This is a genomic window from Rhizobium sp. M1 (assembly GCF_002531805.1).
GTDB classification, from domain to species: domain Bacteria; phylum Pseudomonadota; class Alphaproteobacteria; order Rhizobiales; family Rhizobiaceae; genus Rhizobium; species Rhizobium etli_C.
Window position 1 is genome coordinate 89,787 of record NZ_NWSW01000022.1, and the last position, 19,403, is coordinate 109,189.

General features: G+C 62.4%; 14 protein-coding genes and 2 pseudogenes. 10 read left to right on the forward strand and 6 right to left on the reverse strand.

Annotation, left to right across the window (positions count from 1 at the left end):
• The 4 genes from CO655_RS21900 to CO655_RS21915 form a co-directional block, all read right to left on the reverse strand.
• The gene (locus CO655_RS21900; RefSeq protein WP_097666561.1) at positions 1-828 is read right to left on the reverse strand and encodes a carbohydrate ABC transporter permease; all 828 of its coding nucleotides are present in this window, start codon (positions 826-828) and stop codon (positions 1-3) included.
• A complete protein-coding gene (locus CO655_RS21905) occupies positions 825-1,703 on the reverse strand; it encodes a sugar ABC transporter permease (protein WP_097666563.1) in 879 nt (292 codons plus the stop codon). The genes CO655_RS21900 and CO655_RS21905 overlap by 4 nt, the downstream gene beginning before the upstream one ends.
• 66 nt (positions 1,704-1,769) lie before the next feature.
• Complete coding sequence (locus CO655_RS21910) at positions 1,770-3,053, reverse strand: extracellular solute-binding protein (RefSeq protein WP_097666565.1); 1,284 nt, start codon at positions 3,051-3,053, stop codon at positions 1,770-1,772.
• Between the two features lie 37 nt (positions 3,054-3,090).
• Positions 3,091-5,412 (reverse strand): alpha-L-rhamnosidase, encoded by a 2,322-nt coding sequence (locus tag CO655_RS21915; RefSeq protein ID WP_097666567.1) that lies wholly within the window; start codon positions 5,410-5,412, stop codon positions 3,091-3,093.
• 145 nt (positions 5,413-5,557) lie between these two features.
• On the opposite strand from CO655_RS21915, the gene CO655_RS21920 reads away from it, so the two are divergent.
• Both CO655_RS21920 and CO655_RS21925 read left to right on the forward strand, forming a co-directional pair.
• Complete coding sequence (locus CO655_RS21920; RefSeq protein WP_097666569.1) at positions 5,558-6,616, forward strand: LacI family DNA-binding transcriptional regulator; 1,059 nt, start codon at positions 5,558-5,560, stop codon at positions 6,614-6,616.
• 110 nt (positions 6,617-6,726) lie between these two features.
• Positions 6,727-6,954, forward strand: a pseudogene (locus tag CO655_RS21925) (FCD domain-containing protein); the annotation flags it as partial.
• 28 nt (positions 6,955-6,982) lie between these two features.
• On the opposite strand, the pseudogene CO655_RS21930 reads toward CO655_RS21925, so the two are convergent.
• Both CO655_RS21930 and CO655_RS21935 read right to left on the reverse strand, forming a co-directional pair.
• A pseudogene (locus tag CO655_RS21930) lies at positions 6,983-8,326 on the reverse strand (alpha-L-fucosidase); the annotation flags it as partial.
• Between the two features lie 24 nt (positions 8,327-8,350).
• Positions 8,351-9,358, reverse strand: coding sequence for a LacI family DNA-binding transcriptional regulator (locus tag CO655_RS21935; protein WP_097666573.1), 1,008 nt, complete (start codon positions 9,356-9,358; stop codon positions 8,351-8,353).
• A gap of 191 nt (positions 9,359-9,549) precedes the next feature.
• Between CO655_RS21935 and CO655_RS21940 the strand changes: the two genes are divergently transcribed.
• The 8 genes from CO655_RS21940 (at position 9,550) to CO655_RS21975 (ending at position 19,402) form a co-directional block, all read left to right on the forward strand.
• Positions 9,550-11,475 carry an ABC transporter substrate-binding protein gene (locus CO655_RS21940; RefSeq protein ID WP_097666575.1) on the forward strand — a complete coding sequence of 642 codons (1,926 nt, stop codon included), beginning with the start codon at positions 9,550-9,552 and terminating at the stop codon, positions 11,473-11,475.
• Positions 11,476-11,579: 104 nt separating this feature from the next.
• Positions 11,580-12,566: an ABC transporter permease gene (locus CO655_RS21945; RefSeq protein WP_097666577.1), complete on the forward strand. Its 987-nt coding sequence runs from the start codon at positions 11,580-11,582 to the stop codon at positions 12,564-12,566.
• Positions 12,567-12,578: 12 nt separating this feature from the next.
• Positions 12,579-13,712 (forward strand): ABC transporter permease, encoded by a 1,134-nt coding sequence (locus CO655_RS21950; RefSeq protein WP_097666579.1) that lies wholly within the window; start codon positions 12,579-12,581, stop codon positions 13,710-13,712.
• A complete protein-coding gene (locus CO655_RS21955) occupies positions 13,687-14,751 on the forward strand; it encodes an ABC transporter ATP-binding protein (RefSeq protein WP_176539286.1) in 1,065 nt (354 codons plus the stop codon). Before CO655_RS21950 ends, CO655_RS21955 begins: the two co-directional genes overlap by 26 nt.
• Complete coding sequence (locus CO655_RS21960; RefSeq protein ID WP_176539287.1) at positions 14,751-15,809, forward strand: oligopeptide/dipeptide ABC transporter ATP-binding protein; 1,059 nt, start codon at positions 14,751-14,753, stop codon at positions 15,807-15,809. The genes CO655_RS21955 and CO655_RS21960 overlap by 1 nt, the downstream gene beginning before the upstream one ends.
• Positions 15,809-16,642, forward strand: coding sequence for a 5-deoxy-glucuronate isomerase (locus CO655_RS21965; protein ID WP_097666585.1), 834 nt, complete (start codon positions 15,809-15,811; stop codon positions 16,640-16,642). Before CO655_RS21960 ends, CO655_RS21965 begins: the two co-directional genes overlap by 1 nt.
• Before the next feature lie 64 nt (positions 16,643-16,706).
• Positions 16,707-18,572: a glycosyl hydrolase gene (locus CO655_RS21970; RefSeq protein ID WP_097666587.1), complete on the forward strand. Its 1,866-nt coding sequence runs from the start codon at positions 16,707-16,709 to the stop codon at positions 18,570-18,572.
• Positions 18,573-18,583: 11 nt separating this feature from the next.
• Complete coding sequence (locus CO655_RS21975; protein ID WP_097666589.1) at positions 18,584-19,402, forward strand: TIM barrel protein; 819 nt, start codon at positions 18,584-18,586, stop codon at positions 19,400-19,402.
• The last annotated feature ends 1 nt before the right edge of the window (position 19,403 follow it).

The window sequence follows — 19,403 nt, forward strand, 5'->3', positions numbered from 1 at the left end:
CTACCCTTTGACTGCGCCTGATGTCATGCCCGCGACAATCTGCCGGTTGAAGAAGATGAAGACGATCAGCGGCGGGATTGTCACGAGGAGGATGTTCATGAAGAGGAGATTGTACTGGCTCGAATACATGCTCTGGAAATTATAGAGCGTCAGCTGCACCGTCACGTTCTCCTTGCCCGGCAAGTAGTAGAGCGGGTTGGTGAAATCGTTGAAGATCGCGATCGATTGCACGACGATATTGGTCACGGTCACCGGCTTCAGAAGCGGCAGGACCACCCGGAAGAAGATCTGCCGGGGTTTGGCGCCGTCGATCAGCGCCGCCTCATCGAGATCGCGCGGGATGGTCGAGATGAACGAGCGGTAGAGCAATATCGAAAAGGAGAGGTTATAGGCGACCTGGATCAGGATCATCCCTGTCATCGTCTTGAAGAGGCCGATCTCCTGCAGCAGGCCGATCGTCGGAACCACGGCGGGCGGCATCATCAGGCCCATGAAGAGGGCAACGGATGCGACCTTGTTCCAGGCGGTCCTGCGGCGCTGCATCACATAGCCTACCATCGCTGACAGCAGGATGAGGATCGTGACGGAAGCGACGGTGATCAGCGTCGAATTGAAATAGGCGAGCACAAGCTGATAATCGCGCGCCTTGAAGACGGCCACGAGATTGTCCCAGAAGAGCCATCGCTCCGGCAACTCGAAATCGAGATGGGACGCTTCGGATTTCGATTTCACCGCCTGCAGAGCGACGAAAACGAAAGGCATGACGAAGATGATCGCGGCAACGGCAAGCGATATCGCGCCGGTCATATAGGGACGGATGCTTCTCATTCTTCGACCCCGCGCCGGTTGAACCATAAAGTGAGTGGCAGGATGATTGCGGCAATCAGCGCGAACAGTATGACGTTGCCGGCAGTCGACAGACCGTAGAAGCCTGCCTGATATTGCTTGTAAATGACCGAGGCGATCACGTCGGAGGAGAAACCAGGTCCGCCGCGGGTCATCGCCCAAATCAGGTCGAACGAGCGAAGGCCGCCGATCAGCGACAATGTCACCACCGTGATGGTGGCGGGGCGCACAAGCGGCAGGGTGACCCGGAAAAATTGCTGCAGGCGCGTCGCTCCGTCGATCCTTGCCGCCTCGTAGTAATCGGGGCTGATCGCGGCTAGACCGGCGATGAAGATCAGGGTAGCGAGGCCGACACCCTTCCATAGGTCGACCAGGGCTACCGAAAACAGGGCGAGCGCCGGATTGGTCAGCCATCCCGGTCCAGGAATGCCGAGCGTCTCGAGCGTGACGTTGATGATGCCCTTCGTCGGATGCATCATCACCGCGAAGGTAATGCCGATGCCGATCGTCGAGACCAGGACAGGAAAGAAGACCAGCGTTCTCAGGAAGCCGCGGGCGAAGATATTGCCGGTCAGGAGCACGGCCAGCAGCAGCCCGCAGACCGTCTTCAGCCCGGATGTCGTCACGGCATAGATCAGGGTGTTGATCAGTCCCTTGATCAGGAACGGCTCGGAGAAGAACTGCTGAAAATTTTCGAGCCCGATGAATTCGGCCGTCGACAGATCCCAGCGCGTCAGGCTGAACCAGAGAGACGAGACCGTGGGAACCAGAAACAGCACGCCGTATATGATGGCAGCCGGAATGAAAAACCACAGCGGGTAGGGCGACTTGCGCGAGCGGGGGCGTGTCTCGGTCATGACTACCTCTTCGATCGGGTGGAACCTCGCCCCATCAGGCGCGAGGTTAGATGGCCCGAAAGACCGCTACCAGTTGGGCAGACCGAGCTGCTTGGCCTGTTTGCGCACATCGTCGTCATAGAGTTTCGCCGCATCGGCGGGCTGGCGGATGCCGGAGCCGACTTCGACGGTGATCTGCTCGAGTGACGGCCCTTTGACCGGCGAAACGAATTCCAGCGCCGGCGTCGTTTTGCCCTCGGTCTCGAAGTAAGGGAGCATGTCCTTGACGACAGGGGGCACATCGGCAGGCAGACCGCAGCCATCGACCAGCGAGGGACCCTGAACCGTGTTGGTCTCGACCATGATCTTGCAGCCCTCGACGCCCCCGGCGAAATCCACGAACTTCTTCGCTTCTTCGATATGCTGGCTGGCGGCGGGAATATAGAGGGCAGGCGGCATCCACACCGTCAGGCCATTGACAGCAGCGTCGTCGCTCGGCTGCGCAAAGAAGCCGACATCGCCGAGGTTTTCCGGATAGTTCTGCTTGAGCACGCCGACTGCGAAGCTCAGCATCGGGTAATGCGCCGCCTCGCCGGTCGCTACCATTTTCAGGCCGTCGTCATAGCTTGCCGCGCCGAAGTCCTCGTTCATCAGGCCGGCGTCGTGAACATCCTTCAACCGCTCGAAGCCTTTCATGGCCGCCGGCGTCTCGGCGTATTTCGCCTTATTGGCGGTATAGTCGGCGGCGAAGTTCGGCACGGCGGCATGCAGATTGTAATAATCGGCCAGAACGAAGAGCTGCGAGGTCCAGGTGTCGCGATAGGTCTGCGCGACGGCGACCTTGCCCGATGCCTTGACCTTGGTGTTGTTGGCCATGAAATCCGCCCATGTCTTCGGAACGGAGAGGCCGAGATCCTGATAGATCTTTCTGTTATAGAGAATCCCGCCCGCCATCGCTGTGCCGAACGGAACGCCGTAAAGCTTGTCACCGGCGCGGACGACGGATTTGAAACCGTCATCCACCTTTGCCTGCGAGGGAAGGCCGCTGAGATCGACAAGCGCCTGAGCAGGTTTCAGCGCCTGCAGCAGCGAGCCGGAATTATAGAGGAACACGTCTGGCATCTCGCCTGTCGCCAGACGCGTCTTGACGATGTTGTCACCTTCACCGCCGCCCGGCCGCTGTTCGATTTCGATCGTTACATCAGGCGCCTTGGCCTGATAGGCGGCAACCAGCGCTTCGGCGGCCGCGACCGTATCGGGACTGTTGTCGATCAGGAATGACAGGGTGACTTCCGCATGCGACGGGTTGGCCGCTGCCAGCGCCAGAAGCGTGGATGCGCCCGCGAGAATGAGCCTTATCCGATGTGTCATGACGTTCCTCCTCTGAACGGTGTGACCTGTATGCTCCTCAGAAATCGGGTAGGGAAAAGACCAGTCGGTGCGTGCCCGGGGGAAGAACCGCCTCCTCGATGACAGCCTCCCCATTGAGCGACGGGTTCTGGTGCCGCCGGCCGGGCCGGAAGCGGCCGACGCAACCCTCCGGAAGCGTCAGCACATAGGTGATCTCGTTGCCGGTGCAGTGCCAGCCGGCCTCTATGCGCCCCTGGCTGATATCGTGATAGGCTGAAACCGGGGAAAGCGAGGGGATCGGCGCGGGATCGACGATGACCTCGGCAAACCCCGGCGCATCCGGCTTCGGCGAAATGCCGGCGACGCATTCGAACAGCCACTGGCAGACGGCGCCATAGGCGTAATGATTGTAGCTGTTCATATCGGGTTCGTAGATGGTGCCGTCGGGCGCCATGGAATCCCAGCGCTCCCAGATCGTCGTCGCTCCCTTGGAGACCTGGTAGAGCCAGCCCGGCACGTCGTCCTGCAGGAAGACCTTTTCGGCGAGGTCGTCCATGCCGAGCTTCGTCAGGGCCGGCAAAAGGGCAGGGGTGCCGATGAAGCCGGTGCCGATCTTGTAGTCGGCATCGATGATCACCTGCCGGAAATGCTGCCGGGCCGCCTGGTGATGCTCCGCCGGTATCAGGTCGTAAAGGAAGGCGAGAGCATAGGACGTCTGGTCGTTATGGGCGAGCCGCCCCGCCGGGGTGATGAACTCGCTGGCGAAAGCCTGTCTGATTTCTCCGGCGCGCCGCTTCATCTGCTCTTCAAGCGCGTCTTCGCCGAGAACGGCGGCGATCTTTGCCAGAAGATCTGTCGAGATGAAGTGGTAGAGGGTGGCGGCGCAATCGTCAGCAATTGTCGGGCGCGGCTTCCTGTTGTCGCCGACCGGTTGCAGCCAATCACCGAAGGTGAAGCCGCGCGCCCCCCAGTGCGACGGCGGGCGCACGATCGGACCGTCGGAGATCGACCAGACGAAATCGACCCAGCGCACCATCGAATCCAGGCACTCCGAAAGAGCCGCCCGGTCGCCGTAATGGGTGTAGAGAACCCAGGGAATGACGACGATCGCATCGCCCCAGCCGGTCGAGCCGGCATAACCCGGAAAGTCGGCGGGATGCAGACGCGTCGGGTCCGGCGAGAAATGCGAGACGGCGCCGTCCTCGCGCTGGTCGGCCACCACGTCGCGCAGATACTTCCTGAGGAAGGACTGGCTGTCGCTCAGCCAACATGCCGTTGCGGCAAACACCTGGGCGTCGCCCGTCCAGCCCAGGCGCTCGTCACGCTGCGGGCAATCTGTGGGTACTTCGACGAAATTGGCGCGCTGCGACCAGATGGTGTTCTGGACGAGGCGATTGACGAGAGGGTTGCCGGAGGTGAAACCGCCGGCCGGCTCGGGCACTGAGGAAATCGGGATGGAGGCGATCGAGAGAATCTCGGCGTTTCCAGTGATCGTTACCCGGGCGTAGCGAAAGCCATGAAAGGTGAAATGCGGCGCGTAGGTCTCGTCGCCGTCTCCGCGCAGCGTGTAGAGCGTGTGCGCCGCGGCCGTGCGATAATTGCGATTGTCGAAATGGCGAGCGGGGCCGAGGACTTCCGAATGCTCCACCCGTACACTAGCCCCGGCAGTGCCGCGGACGGTATATCTGACGTAGCCGCCGGCATTCTGGCCGAAATCATAGACGGTCCCACCATGATCATCGATCCAGCTTTCCACCGGGTCGAGCGGCCGTAATTCCCGAACCGCCGCTGTTTCATGGGCGACCAGCAGCGCCTTGTCGAACTGTAATCTCTCCGTACCGTCGGTCTCGACGAGATTTGCTTCGCGGGCATCGTAGACCTCGCCGAAATAGATCCCCGACTTCAGGATCGGCAAAGCGCCGCTGCGCCATGTGGTATCGGTGGAAAGAACGACGCCGCCCGGTCCGACCAGGTCGGCGATGGTGCCGATCCTGTCGCCCCAGCAATTCGCAATCGCCTTGGCGCCCCACATCAAAGGCGAGCGGTACCATCCGTCGGCAAGCCAGATCTCGACGCGGTTGAGACCCGGCTTGAGCAGGCTGGAAACATCATATCGCTGATAGGCGATGCGATCGTCGTAATTCGTCCAGCCTGGTGTCAGCAGATCCTCGCCGACGCGCTCACCATTGATGAAGCAGCGATAGAGGCCGAGCGCCGAGATGAAGAGTTCGATCGGAGGGCCGGCACCATCGTGATCGAAGGTTTTGGAGACAAAGCTTGCGGCCGTTCCCTGGCCGCCATCCGACAGCGGCGCGATCATCTCCCCCGACCATGTGCGCGAACCGGGATTGCCGCTGATGGCTGCTGGCTGAAAGTTCATCAAGTCCTCCCGATGATTTGTAGAACGTTCTCCATATAACGTTCTACATTTTCTTCGGGAGCGCAATAGAAATTTCCTCGCCAGTCTGCCATGGTGATTCTGCGGGCGAATATTGACGGTCCGCGGCCGCGAGTGCAGAGATTTCATGCCAGTCGAAGACAAACAAAAGCTGCAACGAAACGAGCGCGTGACGATCCGCACAGTGGCCACCCATGCCGGCGTATCGGTCGCAGCAGTGTCCAAGGTGATGCGCAACGCTTACGGCGTCAGCGAAGCGTTGCGGGCCAAGGTAACCGACGCGATCGAGGCGCTCGGATATCGTCCCTCGCGGGCGGCGCGCGGATTGCGCGGGCGCAGCTTCACCATCGGCGTGCTTCTGATCGACATCCGCAATCCTTTCCTCCCTGAAGTGATCGCCGGCGTCAACGGAGTGCTGGCGCCTTCGCATTATCAGGCGATGATCGGCGTCAGCGATGCGCGCGTGCAGCTGGAGACGTCATTGATCGAGTCGATGATCGACTACAAAATGGACGGCCTCATCCTCGTTGCACCGCGCTTGCCCTCCGAGATCATTGCAAAATTCGCCGTCCAGATCCCGATCGTCACTGTGGGTTATCACGATGCCGGCGCCATGGCCTTCGACACCGTCAATGCCGACGATCAGCGCGGCGCCGAGATTGCGGTGGAGGCGCTGCTGGCCTGCGGTTATCGCGACATCGAAATGCTCAGTCTCGGCGAGCGCGAAGGGCACGCGGTATCCGTCGTCCGCCAGCGGGAGATCGGCTTTCGCCGGGCAATGCAGCGGGGTGGGCTCGGCTCGGCGCCGATCGGAAAGATTCCTATCGCTTCACCGAGGCGGGAAGACGCGATGCGAAAATTCCTGGCGAGGAAGGACAGGCCGCGCGCCGTGTTCTGCTGGAGCGATCTCGATGCGATCACGCTTCTCAGCCTCGCGATGGAGATGGGCGTGCGCGTGCCCGAGGACCTCGCCGTCGTCGGATATGACAACTCCTCGACCGCAGCGCTCGGCCTCGTCAATCTTGCTAGCATCGACCAGTCGGGCAGGGAGCTCGGCCAGATCGCAACCCGGGCCCTCATCTCCCGGATCGAGGGCCGCACCGCTTCAGAGCATATTCTCCAAGTGCCGTCGCTGGTCAGCCGCAACAGTCTGACCCGGTCCAAGGATACGAAACACGACGGATGAAGAGGCCGGCAGCAGCTATCGAGCTTGCCGGCCCATCGGTTCAGGCAGCTGAGATTCGAGGGACGTGTGAAGCGGCGCGGATCGGCGCACTTTCCTTGACGGCCTTGATATTGCTCGATGAAGGCGGGCGCATCCTTCGCCTTCACTACTCGACCTTCGATGACCGCCTGCCGCGCCAATATATCGATGAACACGAGGAAATCATCGCCGCGATCGAGGCCGGCGATGCCGAGCGGGCCGACCGGCTGGCAATCGCCCACGCCGGCCAGATCGTCCGCCAGATCCAGTATTATCTCGCCCGCGACCTCGACCGGCCGATGGCGATCAGCTTGTCCTGAAGCGCCGGATCAGGGCACAGCGAATGCATCAATCCTGAGCGCCAGAGTCGCTCCCTGCCTTGAGCTTGACCTCGATGACCGGGACCACGACTTTGGGGCGGCGCACTGGCAACACGAATGTCAGTTCGTCCTCGCCGACGGGGAACTGGGTGTTCGCCCACAGCGTGTTGGCCGATGGGCGCAGCCAGGTGACCTCGCTGGCGTCATGCAGGAATTGCGCATATTCGATCTTGCCAGCCAGAGCATCGAAATGCAGATGCTTATAGGGCCAGTTGAAGAGGTGGATGTAGAGGCGGTCGCCGTTCTGGGTGAGGCGGCAATCGGGCGGAGCGGTGAAGTCGGACTGGGTGCAGCCGACAATGCTGCGCTCATGCAGCGTCATCCACTCCTCATAGGCGCCAAGTGCTGATAGTGCGCGGTGATCGAGTGTGCCGCGCGCCGTCGGGCCGACATTCATCAGCAGATTGCCGCCGATCGCAACAGTGCCGATCAGCATCTGCACCAGCTGCTCCGTGCTTTTCCAGGTGTACTCGTCGCGATGATAGCCCCAGGAGCCGCTGAGCGTCTGGCAGGCTTCCCAGACGACGCGCCTGCCGTCGCGTTTCGGCCAGGCGCGCGGCATATATTGCTCCGGCGTCACAATGTCGGGCTGCAGGCCGGCGAGATCGAGGCGGTTGTTGATAATGATGTCGGGTGCAAGCTCGCGCACTAGGCGCACGAGTTTCTCGCTTTCCCAATCCCGATGACCCTTGCCGACCAAGTCTCCGAGCTTCCACTGCGGGTAGCTGAAGTCGAACCACAGGATGTCGATCCGGCCGAACTCGGTCAGCAGCTCGCGTACCTGCTCGCGCATGAAGGCGGCATAACGCTGCATGTCCCGGCCTTCGTTGATCTCAAGCGCATCGGGATGATTGCGCTGCGGGTGGCGCGGATCGACGGTGAAATCGGGGTGATGCCAGTCGAGCAGCGAATAGTAGAAGCCGATCCTCAGGCCCTCGGCGCGGAAGGCGTCGACGAAGGGGCGCAGCAGATCCTTGCCATAAGGCGTGTTGGTCACCTTGAAGTCGGTAGCCTTGGTATCCCAGAGGCAGAAACCTTCATGGTGCTTGGTCGTCAGCACCACATATTTCATGCCCGCGGCCCTGGCGCGTCTGGCCCATTCGCGGGGGTCGTAGAGATCGGGGTCGAAATGCTCGAAATATTTCTGATAATCGGCGTCATCAAGCTCTTCGCGGCTTTTGACCCATTCATGGCGGGCCGGCAGGGCATAGAGACCCCAATGCACGAACATGCCGAAACGGTCGTGAACGAACCAGGCCTTCTTTTCCTCGGGCAACGCCAATGACTGCAGATTGCCGGCATCCATGGGATATTCCTCCTCCTGTTGATCGTCGGATCATGTCGTTTCGCGGACGATGAGTTCGGGCACGATGACGATGCCGTGCTGACGATTTTTGGTGGCGATGCGGCTGAGCAGCAGGCGCACGGCTTCCTCGCCCATTTCCCGCTTCTGCACGCGCAGCGTCGTGAGCGCCGGAGACAGAAGTTCGGCAGCCGGAATGTCGTCGAAACCGATCAGGGCGATCTGCTCGGGGATCGAAATGCCGGCTGCCCGGCAGGCCTTCATGGCGCCGATCGCATTGAGGTCGTTGTAGCAGATGAGGGCATCGATATCAGGTGTTTCCGCCAGCAATTGCGCCGCCGCCGTCTGTCCGCCGGCAGCCGTGGGATCACAGTAGACGATGTCGTGCGCCTTCAGCCCATGGGCTGCCAGCGTCTTGCGGAAGCCAACGAGACGGCTCTTGCCGCCGAAGGAGCTGCGCGGCCCGGCAATGATCGCGATTTTGTGGCGGCCGCGTTCGACCAGATGGTCGATGGCCCGCGAGGCTCCAGTCTCGTAGTCCGTGACGATCGTTCCGGCGACTTCGGGGGGAGCCTCGCGGTTGATGAGCACAACGGCGCGGTGGTGGGCGAGCGCCTTGTGCAGGGCGGCGTCGGGCAGTCGCGCGCTGCAGACGATGATCCCGTCGACCCGATGCCTGAGGAGCGCCTCGATGAGTTCCTCTTCCCGTTTGCTGTTTTCGACGACATTGGACAAAAGCAGATTGTAGCCAGCCGCACTCGCCGCATCCTCGGCGCCCCGGATGACCTCGGGAAAAAACGGATTGGTGATGTCGGGAACGAGAAGGCCGATGGTCTTCGACCGGTCGGACCGCAATCCGCGCGCAAAAGGATTGGGGCGGTAATTGAGTTCGTTCGCGGCCGAAAGAATGCGCTGCGTGGTTTCGGCACTCGCTCCGCCCTGGTCGTTCAGCACGCGCGACACCGTCATCGGCGACACGCCGGCGGCGCGGGCAACATCAGCGATGGTTATCTTGGATTCCAGGTCTTTGGGACGGCTCAATGGATTGTCTCTGAGAAGGGCGGAAATTTACGATAACGATAACTAACATAATTTCCTGAAAAGCCAAGGCTGCCTCGGCGTATCACGTGGGCGAGAGAATCTCTTTGACAAAGAATTACGGTAACGATAACGTTAGAAAAAGAGGAGAATACGTTAACGATAACCTAGAACGACATCATCGGGAGGAGAGAATGCAGCACGCCAGAATTCTACGACGGCAGGTCGTTTCGACCATTGCCGCGGCCATCCTCATCGGTGCCGGCTGGGCCGGCGCCGCGCTCGGCTTTCAGGAGGCGCCGGAACTCAAGGCGCTCGTCGATGCCGGGAAGCTGCCGCTGGTGGAAAAACGGCTGCCGAAGGAGCCGCTGGTGCTGACGCCGCTTGAATCGGTCGGCACCTATGGCGGCACCTGGCGCACGGCCACCTTCGGCGGCGGCGACAGCGAGATCGAGCGTTCGATCGGCTATACCAGGCTGGTCCGCTGGAATCCGGAATGGACCGAGGTGATCCCCGACATCGCCAAGAGCGTCGAGGTCAATGCGAACGCCACCGACTATACCTTCACCCTGCGGGAGGGCACACACTGGTCGGATGGCGAGCCCTTCACGGCCGACGACCTGGTCTGGTGGAACGAGAACGTGCTGCGCAACACGAAGATCACCCCTGCGGCACCCGACTGGCTGACGGCCGGCGGAGAGCCGGTCAAGGTCGAAAAGCTCGCCGACGACAAGGTCGTCTTCAAGTTTGCCGCACCGAACGGCCTGTTCCTGATGAACATGGCGACCGTGCGCGGCTCCGATATCCTGGCGGCGGCACCCGCGCATTACCTCAAACAATTCCACAAGGATTTCAATCCCGATGGCATCGACGCCCTGGTGAAGGCGGCCGGCGCGACCGACTGGGTCCAGCTCTTCAACAACAAGATCGGGTTCCCCGGCCGCTGGCGCGATCTGGGCCGTCCGACGCTCGATGCCTGGGTGCTGACCGCGCCCTATAATGGCACGACCCAGGTCGTCGCCGAGCGCAACCCTTATTATGCCAAGGTGGATACATCAGGAAACCAGCTGCCCTACTTCGACCGCATCACCATCGACGTGATGCAGGATACGCAGGCAATCATCCTCAAGGCGATCAGCGGCGAAATCGATATGCAGAACCGCTTCATCGAGACGACGGACGCCCGCACGGTGATTGTGCAGAACCAGCAGAAGGGCGGCTACGGCCTGTTCATCGCCCGGCCGGCTTGGTCGAACGCCCTGCTGATCACGCTCAACCAGACCCACAAGAACCCAGCCTTGCGCGCCGTCTTCTCCAATAAGGATTTCCGCATCGGCCTCAGCTACGCCATCAATCGCGAGGAGCTCAATCAGCTGATCTATGCCGGGCAGGCCAAGCCCTATCAGGCAGCGCCCCGCGAAGGCACGGCGCTCTACGACGAGAAGATGGCGACGCAATATCTGGAATATAACGTCGACCTCGCCAATCAATATCTCGACAAGGCCGGCCTGACCAAGAAAGACGGCGAAGGCTATCGCCTCGGTCAGGACGGCAAGCGCATCACCTTCGCGATCGATGCGCTGACCGGAAGCCCGATCCAGGTCGACGCCCTCGAACTGATCCAGCGCTACTGGCGGGCCGTCGGCATCGACATGCAGCCGCGCCCGGCAGAACGCTCGCTGATTTTCTCCCGCCTGCAGAACAACGAAAATGACGGCCTCGGATGGGTCGGCGGCGGGGGCTATGACTTCCTCGGCCTGCTCGATCCCAAATGGTATTTCCCGCACGAATATGAATCGAGCTTCGCCACCGCTTGGGGCCTCTACTACCAGAATCCCAAGGATCCGAACGCTCAGGAACCGAGCCCGGCCGCCAAGAAACAGATGGATCTCTACCGGCAGGTGCAGGAAGCGCCGACGCTCGAAAAGCAGCTTGAAGCGATGAAGGAGCTGCTGGCGATCACCCGGGACGAGTTCTACGTCATCGGCACCAATCTCGAGCCGGATCGCGTCGGTATCGTCAAGACCAATATGCATAACGTTCCGAAGGTCATTCCCAGCACGTCCTTCTACATGACGCCGGGACCGGCAAAGCCTGAGACCTTCTACTACCAGCAATAAAAAAGACATCCGATCGGCGGAATGGCGTCCGTGGCGCCATTCCGGCAGCAGCCCCGCCCCATCACCCAGACCGAGCGGCGATCGCCGGTTGAAGGAGCTTGAATATGGCCGGCTTCATCATCAGACGTCTGCTTTACATGATCCCGATGATGTTCGCGATCTCGGTCGTGACCTTCATCATCATCCAGCTGCCGCCGGGCGATTTCCTGACCGCGATGACCGCGCGTCTTGCCTCGCAGAACGAGACCATCGATCCCGGCGTCATCGCCGGCCTGCGCGAGCGCTATGGCCTCGATCAACCCTGGACGGTGCAATATTGGAAATGGATCAGCGGCATCCTGCTGCATGGCGATTTCGGCCAGTCCCTCGATTGGAACAAGCCGGTCAGCGAATTGATCTGGGCACGCATGGGCCTGACCATGGTGGTCGCGGTCACCACGCTGCTCTTCGTCTGGGCGGTGGCCTTTCCGATCGGCATCTATTCGGCCGTGCGGCAATATTCGCTCGGCGATTACTTCGCCACCTTCTTCGGCTTTCTCGGCCTTGCCATCCCGAATTTCCTGCTGGCGCTGGTGCTGATGTTCGTCTCGGCCCAGTATTTCGGTCAAGGCGTCGGCGGGCTGTTTTCGCCCCTCTATATCAACGCTGCCTGGAGCTGGGCCAAGCTCGGCGATCTCATCTCGCATATGTGGATCCCGGTCGTCGTGCTCGGCACCGGTGCGACGGCGGCGCTGATCCGCATCATGCGCGCCAACCTGCTCGACGAGCTCAACAAGCCCTATGTCGACATGGCGCGTGCCCGGGGCTTGAGCGAAATCCGGCTGCTGCTCAAATATCCGGTGCGGGTGGCGCTCAACCCCTTCGTCTCGACGGTCGGCTGGGTGCTGCCGCACCTCGTTTCGGGTTCGGTGGTGGTCTCCATCGTCCTCAGCCTGCCGATCACCGGGCCGCTTCTGCTCAACGCCCTGTTTGCCCAGGACATGTATCTCGCCGGCACCTTCATCCTGCTGATGAGCATGCTGACGCTGATCGGCACGCTGATCTCAGACCTGCTGCTCGCCTGGCTCGATCCACGCATTCGCAATTGCTGAGGAACGATACCAATGACCGATCAAGCCATCGCCCTGATTCCTGAACGTGTTCGCAATTCCGATGCGGTCGCCGGCCAGTGGAAACTCATCTGGCGCCGCTTCCGCCGCCACCGGCTGGCGCTTGGGGCGGGCGTCGTCATCCTGCTGATTTACCTGGTCGCCCTCTTTGCCGAGGTTATCGCTCCGGTTTCATCGCAGACCTACGATTCCCGCTACACTTATGCGCCGCCCCAGCGGCTCAAAGTCGCCGGCTACGACGCGACGGGCCAGTTTCATCCACTCTATGTCAACGGCTATTCGATGAAGGTCGACCCGATCGCGCTCAGCCGCAATTATGTCGCCGATCCGGCCGTCGTCATTCCCGTCGGCTTTTTTGTCAAAGGCGAACCCTACCGGCTCTGGGGACTGTTCGATCTCGACCGTCACCTGATCGGCCCGGTCGAGGCGGGTAAACCCTTCTATCTGTTCGGCGCCGACCGGCTGGGCCGCGACGTCTTCAGCCGGACGGTGCATGGCACACGTGTTTCGATGTCCGTGGGCCTGATCGGCGTGGCGATCAGCCTCGTCCTCGGCATCATCCTCGGCGGCATTTCCGGTCTTTACGGCGGCTGGGTGGATGACGTCATCCAGCGTTCGATCGAGCTCATCAACTCGATTCCGACCATCCCGCTATGGATGGGCCTTGCGGCTGCCGTGCCGATCAGCGCCGATCCGATCCTGGTCTATCTCTGGATCACGATCATCCTGTCGCTGATCGGCTGGACCGACCTGGCACGTGTGGTGCGCGGCCGCTTCCTGTCGCTGAAGACCGAAGACTTCGTCATCGCCGCCCATCTCGATGGCTGCTCCAGGATGCGCATCATCTGGCGGCACATGGTCCCGTCCTTCATGAGCCACATCATCGCCTCGGTCACACTCGCCATCCCGACGATGATCCTTGCCGAAACCGCACTTTCCTTCCTCGGCATCGGCCTGCGGCCGCCGGTGGTCAGTTGGGGTGTGCTGCTGCAGGAGGCGCAGAACATTCTCGCGGTCACGAGCGCACCCTGGCTGTTTCTTCCGGGCCTGGCGGTGATCGTCACGGTGCTCGCCCTCAATTTCCTTGGTGATGGATTACGCGATGCTGCAGATCCCTATGAATACTGACGCCAATTTCGCCGCGGCCGGCCGTGGGCGCACCGATCGCGACCCGCTGATCGAGGTCGACGACCTCAGGACCCATTTCTTCGGCGGCGCGGGTACGGTGAGGGCGGTGGACGGCGTCTCCTTCTCCATCCCGCGCGGCAGGACGGTCTGCGTCGTCGGCGAATCCGGCTCGGGCAAGAGCATCACCGGCCGCTCGATCCTCAACCAGGTCCCGCGCGGCGGGCGGATCGTCTCGGGCGCGATCCGCTACCGGCCCGATCCGGCAGCCCCCGCGATTGATCTCGCGGCGCTCGACCCGCGCGGCCGCGATATGCGGGCGATCCGCGGCGCCCAGATCGGCCTGATCAGCCAGGAGCCGATGGCAGCACTTTCACCCGTCCATACGATCGGCAACCAGATGATGGAGGTGATCCGCCTGCATCTGAAAATGGGAAAGAAGGAAGCACGCGAGCATGCGATCGAGACGCTGGCTCTCGTCGGCATTCCCCGGCCGGCCCAACGCATGGAAAGCTATGCCTTCCAGTTTTCCGGCGGCATGCGCCAGCGCGTCTGCATCGCGCTGGCGCTCGCCTGTCGCCCGAAACTGCTGATCGCCGACGAGCCGACCACGGCGCTCGATGTGACCACCCAGGCCAATATCCTCGATCTCCTCGCCTCGCTGCAGGCCGAATTCGGGCTCTCGGTACTGTTCGTCACCCATGATCTCGGCGTGGTGGCCGAAATCGCCGACGAGGTCGTCGTCATGTATGTCGGCCGGGTGGTGGAAGCGGGTGACGTCGACACGATCTTCCATGCGCCCGTTCATCCCTACACCAAGGCCCTGCTGCAATCGGTGCCGCGCATGCACGGGCAATCGACCGAACGGCTCGCGACCATCGAGGGCATGGTGCCCTCGCGTTTCGACCGGCCCGAAGGCTGCAGCTTTCATCCCCGGTGCAGGCAGGCGAGGGCGGGGCTGTGCGATCAGAAAGACCCCGGATCCGTCGTCATCGGTGACGGGCACGTCGCCAGCTGCCTGCTGTACGAGGGAAGACAATGATGGCCGATCCCATGACGCAGCCAAGCCCCCTGCTCGAACTGAACGATCTCAGGATGCATTTCCCCATCCGCAAGGGCGCGTTCCGACGGGTCGTCGGCCACGTCAAGGCGGTCGACGGCGTCTCGCTTCGCGTCGATGACGGCGAGACGCTCGGCATTGTCGGCGAATCCGGCTGCGGCAAGTCGACGCTCGCCCGCACCGTGCTGCGCATCTACCAGCCGACCAGCGGCGAGATCCGCTATCGCGATCGCAGCGGCGGCACGGTGGATCTCGCGGCCCTCTCCGGTCCCGCCCTCGATGAAGTCCACCGTGACCTGCGCATCGTGTTCCAGGATCCGCAATCCTCGCTCAATCCGCGTCTTCCCGTCATCGACATTATCGGCGAGGTATTGAGCGTCAACGGCATCGCCAAGGGCCGGGAACTCGAGCACCGGGTCGCCGAGCTGATGCAGAGTGTGGGCCTGCGGCCCGAATATATGCGCCGCTACCCGCATGCCTTTTCGGGCGGCGAACGCCAGCGCATCGGGATTGCCCGGGCGCTGGCGTCCAACCCGCGCCTTGTCATCGCCGATGAGGCGGTCTCGGCGCTCGATGTCAGCGTGCAGGCCCAGACCATTAACCTGTTGCAGGATCTGCAGGAACAGTTCGGCCTGACCTATCTCTTCGTCGCCCACGACCTCTCGGTCGTTCGGCACATCTCGGACAATATTGCCGTCATGTATGTCGGCCGGGTGGTCGAAAAGGCACCGACGGAGCAGATCTTTTCGCGCCCGCGCCATCCCTATACCGAAGCGCTGCTTTCGGCCGTGCCGATCGCCGATCCGAGGATGCGCCGTCACGGCAAGCGCATCCGGCTGGCGGGCGAGGTCGCAGACCCCGCGCATCCGCCTCCCGGCTGCGCATTTGATCCGCGCTGCCGTTACGCCACCGAGCTTTGCAGGCAGGAGGTGCCGGCCCTGCGCGCAGTGACGGCCGATGGGCACGCGGCCGCCTGTCACTACGCCGAATCCCTGTCGCTCAATCCCTTTGCCGACCGTATCGTTCCGGAGTTCAATTGATGCCCGAATTCATTCCACGCTCCGAGCAGCGTCCCATTGTGGATACCTCCTCCGGGACGCTCGATCTCATCTACTTCGATCTCCTCGCGCTTCCGTTGGATGGCCGGGAGACGCGGCGGCTGCCCTTGCACGAAAGCCTCTACGTCGTGCTGTCGGGGCAGGTGGATATCGAGGTGGATGACGTCAGCTTCGGGGCGGTGGGCCGGCGAGCCGATATCTGGGAAGGCGATGCGGACTCGGTTTACGCGCCCGTCAACGCCAACGTCCGGGTATCGGCTCGTGGCGGCCCGGCCGAAGTCGCCATTGCCGGCGGCATCTGCGACAGGCGCTACGCCCCGTTCCGCGTCACGCCTGAGGAGGTCGACGCGGTCAATGTCGGCTCGCCCGATACGCACAGCCAGCGGCGGATCGTCCACCTGCTCGGCCAAGGGCAGAACGGGCGCTGCGGCAATCTGCTGGTGAGCGAGCTCTATGCCGGCGAGGGCTGCTGGTCGGGTTATCCTCCGCATAAGCACGACACCGAAGACGGCGACGCCGAGACCCTGCACGAGGAACTTTATCACTACCGGTTCCTGCCGGAGACCGGCTTCGGCAGCCAGATCACCTATGACGACGACGGTCCGGTCAAGATCCTGATGACCCGTGATGGCGATACCGTCCTGGTCGATCGCGGTTACCACCCGACCGTCACCTCGCCCGGCCATCGGGGCTACATTTTCACCATCCTGGTCGGCAAACATCGCCGCGGACTGATCCAGCGCTTCGATCCCGCCCATCAGCATCTGACCAAAACCATCCCCGGCATCGATGCGATGCGCGACAAATTCAAATAGTCAGGCCATTGGCCGCCTGCCGGCTCAGTCGGCACCGCCATTTCCGTCCTAGGAGAGACGATCCATGCGCGAGCGTACGCGAATAAACGTTGATGCCGGCCAAGCCGTGCGCCCGTTCAACCGGTTCTGGCGCGGCACCGGATTTTCGCCGGCCGAGCTGCTGCTCGAACCCGAAATGCGCCAGATGCTCGCCTATATCGGCGGCCTGCCGAACGAGGGCATCCGATATCTGCGCGTCCATTATCTCTACAATCTGCTGCGCTCGACCGGCAGCGCCGGTTATGACTGGTCCCTGCTCGACCGGGCGCTCGACGTGATGATCGAACACCGCCTGAAGCCGTTCTTCGAGCTGATGGGCAATCCCTCGGGCCTTTTCACCGACTATGAGGACATGGATCAGGTCAAGCGCTGGCGGGATCTGGTGACGGTGACGGCTGATCGCTACGGCGCGCGCTACGGCATGGACGAATTGCGCACCTGGTACTTCGAAACGACGAACGAGGCCGATTCCGGCTGGTGGACCTATGGGATCAAGGGCTACACCAACTATTACGACGCCTGCGTCGCAGGGCTCGATGCGGTCGATCCCAGCCTGCCGATGGGTGGCCCAGGTACCGCCCGCACGCTCTCGCCGATCTTTCGCGCCCTGATGGCCCATTGCGACAGCGGCACGAGCTGCCTGACCGGCGGCGGCCCGCCGCGCCTCGACTACATCTCGATCCACGAGAAGGGCGTCAACGGCAGCAAGGACGACCTGACCCCGAAAACCCATGCCATTGTCGACCGCACGCTGCTCGTCGTCGATTATCTCAAGGAGCACCATCCGCGCCTTGCCGGCCTGCCGATCATCAATGACGAATGCGACCCGCAGCTCGGCTGGAGCGATCATCACAGCTGGCACGGCAAGGCCTATTATGCCGGCATCATTGCCCGCATCATCGAACAGCACGATCGGCGCATCATCGCCCCGAAAGCGGCGAATTTCACCTTCCTCAGCAATGACCACGCTTTTATCGGCGGCTGGAGCCAGCGCACGATCTTCGCCTATTTCGGTTCGCGCAATTTCACCAAGGCGCAGTGGGAGCATAAGACCGATCTGGACAGGCTGGCCACCGACATCGACACGGCGCCACCCTTCGACATCATCAAAAAGCCCGGTCTTACGTCGATGGAGCTGCTGGCGACGCTCGGCGACACCGTCTGCAAGGTAACGGCCGAGCCGCCGCTGACACCCGATCAGGATGGGTTGGCGATCCTGCCGACACGGCTGCCGGGCGGTGGTGTTTCGATCAGCCTCATCCATAGCGTCGATGCCATCAACCGTTCGGGCCGGACCGCCGTCCGCCTGGAGGTCGACGGGCTCACTCCCGGCCGCCACGCGCTGTGCCTGCTGCGCATCGACGAGGAATTCACCAATCCGATGGAAGTCTGGGAGGCCCAGCGCGACGAAAGCAATCCGCGCGGACCCTTCGAGCCGGTCGGCGCGCCGCCCGAACCTGATGAAGCGCAGTTTGGCGAACTGCGCCGCGCCCAGGAACCGGCTTTGCTGCATCCGATCAGTGTCGTTGAATGCGACGAGGGCCGGATCAGCGTCGATCTGGATGTACCCTTGCCGTCGCTGACGCAGGTGCTCGTCGTTCCCGACGCCGGCGCGTCTCCGGCCGCACCCACCGGCCTTACCGTCGAACGCTACCGTGGTCTCGGCGGCCGGGAGGAGCGCATGCTGTTCTGGGCGGCCGGCGATAGCCGCCCCGCCATCTTCTACGATGTCCTCGTCAGCAGGGATGGCGAGACCTTTGAAAAGGTCAGCCCCGCGCCGCTGATCTCGACGGCATTCCTGCACATGTCGCCGCCGGCGGGCGCGCAATACGCGGTGCGCGCCCGGGATGCATTCGGCCGCCACAGCGAGCTCTGTGCTTCTCGTCGATGAGCAATGCAACGATGGATATCGCCTATTTCACCAAGACCCTGGAAGGCCTGCCGTTACAGACGGCGGCGGAGATCACGGCGGGGCTGGGCTTCGACTGTGCCGATTTTCTTGTTCGCGAGGGTCACGCCGTCTCGCCCGACCGGCCGGAGGAAATCGTCAAGGCGGTCAAGCTTTTTGCTGCGGCCGGCCTGCGCATCCCGATGGCGACCATCGACGCCACGCAGCCGGACGATGCCGCGTCCCGACTGCTTGCTTGCTGCGGCGAGGCCGGCATTGGACAGGTTCGGCTCGGCTTCTGGCAGTATGATCCGTCGCGGCGCTGGCAGGCGCAGCTCGACGAAGCGCGCGGCGACCTCGATGGCTTCGAACACCTGGCCGACAAATTCGCCATCAAGCTCACCATCCAGCTTCACGGCGGGACCCTGCACACCTCGGGCGCGCTGGCGGCGCAACTGCTGGCCGGGCGCGATCCGATCAGGATCGGCGCTTATCCCGATCCGGCCAACCAGCTCATTCGCGAGGGCAGCGAAGACTGGCGTCTGACCCTCGATCTTCTCGATCCCTGGTTCTGCTGCATGGGTGTCAAGAATTGCGGTTGGTTTCCCGGCGCTTACGGCGCCCAAGGCCAGCGTGCCTGGCATTCGGACTGGTACGGGCTCGACGAAGGCATGGTGCCCTGGAACCACATCGTCCCGCATCTGGTTGCCACCGGCTTTGCCGGCGTGCTCTCGATGCATTCGCAATACCGGGTTCCCCGGGACCAGGCGCTCGCCAAGGCCCGCGCCGATCTTGCCCATCTCAGGCGCCTCGTCGCTGCAGCGAAAGAGTAGA

Coding starts and splice junctions, on each gene's coding strand:
- CO655_RS21900 (WP_097666561.1), bottom strand. CDS start 828: ATGAGAAGCATCCGTCCCTATATGACCGGCGCGATATCGCTTGCCGTT.
- CO655_RS21905 (WP_097666563.1), bottom strand. CDS start 1,703: ATGACCGAGACACGCCCCCGCTCGCGCAAGTCGCCCTACCCGCTGTGG.
- CO655_RS21910 (WP_097666565.1), bottom strand. CDS start 3,053: ATGACACATCGGATAAGGCTCATTCTCGCGGGCGCATCCACGCTTCTG.
- CO655_RS21915 (WP_097666567.1), bottom strand. CDS start 5,412: ATGAACTTTCAGCCAGCAGCCATCAGCGGCAATCCCGGTTCGCGCACA.
- CO655_RS21920 (WP_097666569.1), top strand. CDS start 5,558: ATGCCAGTCGAAGACAAACAAAAGCTGCAACGAAACGAGCGCGTGACG.
- CO655_RS21940 (WP_097666575.1), top strand. CDS start 9,550: ATGCAGCACGCCAGAATTCTACGACGGCAGGTCGTTTCGACCATTGCC.
- CO655_RS21945 (WP_097666577.1), top strand. CDS start 11,580: ATGGCCGGCTTCATCATCAGACGTCTGCTTTACATGATCCCGATGATG.
- CO655_RS21950 (WP_097666579.1), top strand. CDS start 12,579: ATGACCGATCAAGCCATCGCCCTGATTCCTGAACGTGTTCGCAATTCC.
- CO655_RS21955 (WP_176539286.1), top strand. CDS start 13,687: ATGCTGCAGATCCCTATGAATACTGACGCCAATTTCGCCGCGGCCGGC.
- CO655_RS21960 (WP_176539287.1), top strand. CDS start 14,751: ATGGCCGATCCCATGACGCAGCCAAGCCCCCTGCTCGAACTGAACGAT.
- CO655_RS21965 (WP_097666585.1), top strand. CDS start 15,809: ATGCCCGAATTCATTCCACGCTCCGAGCAGCGTCCCATTGTGGATACC.
- CO655_RS21970 (WP_097666587.1), top strand. CDS start 16,707: ATGCGCGAGCGTACGCGAATAAACGTTGATGCCGGCCAAGCCGTGCGC.
- CO655_RS21975 (WP_097666589.1), top strand. CDS start 18,584: ATGGATATCGCCTATTTCACCAAGACCCTGGAAGGCCTGCCGTTACAG.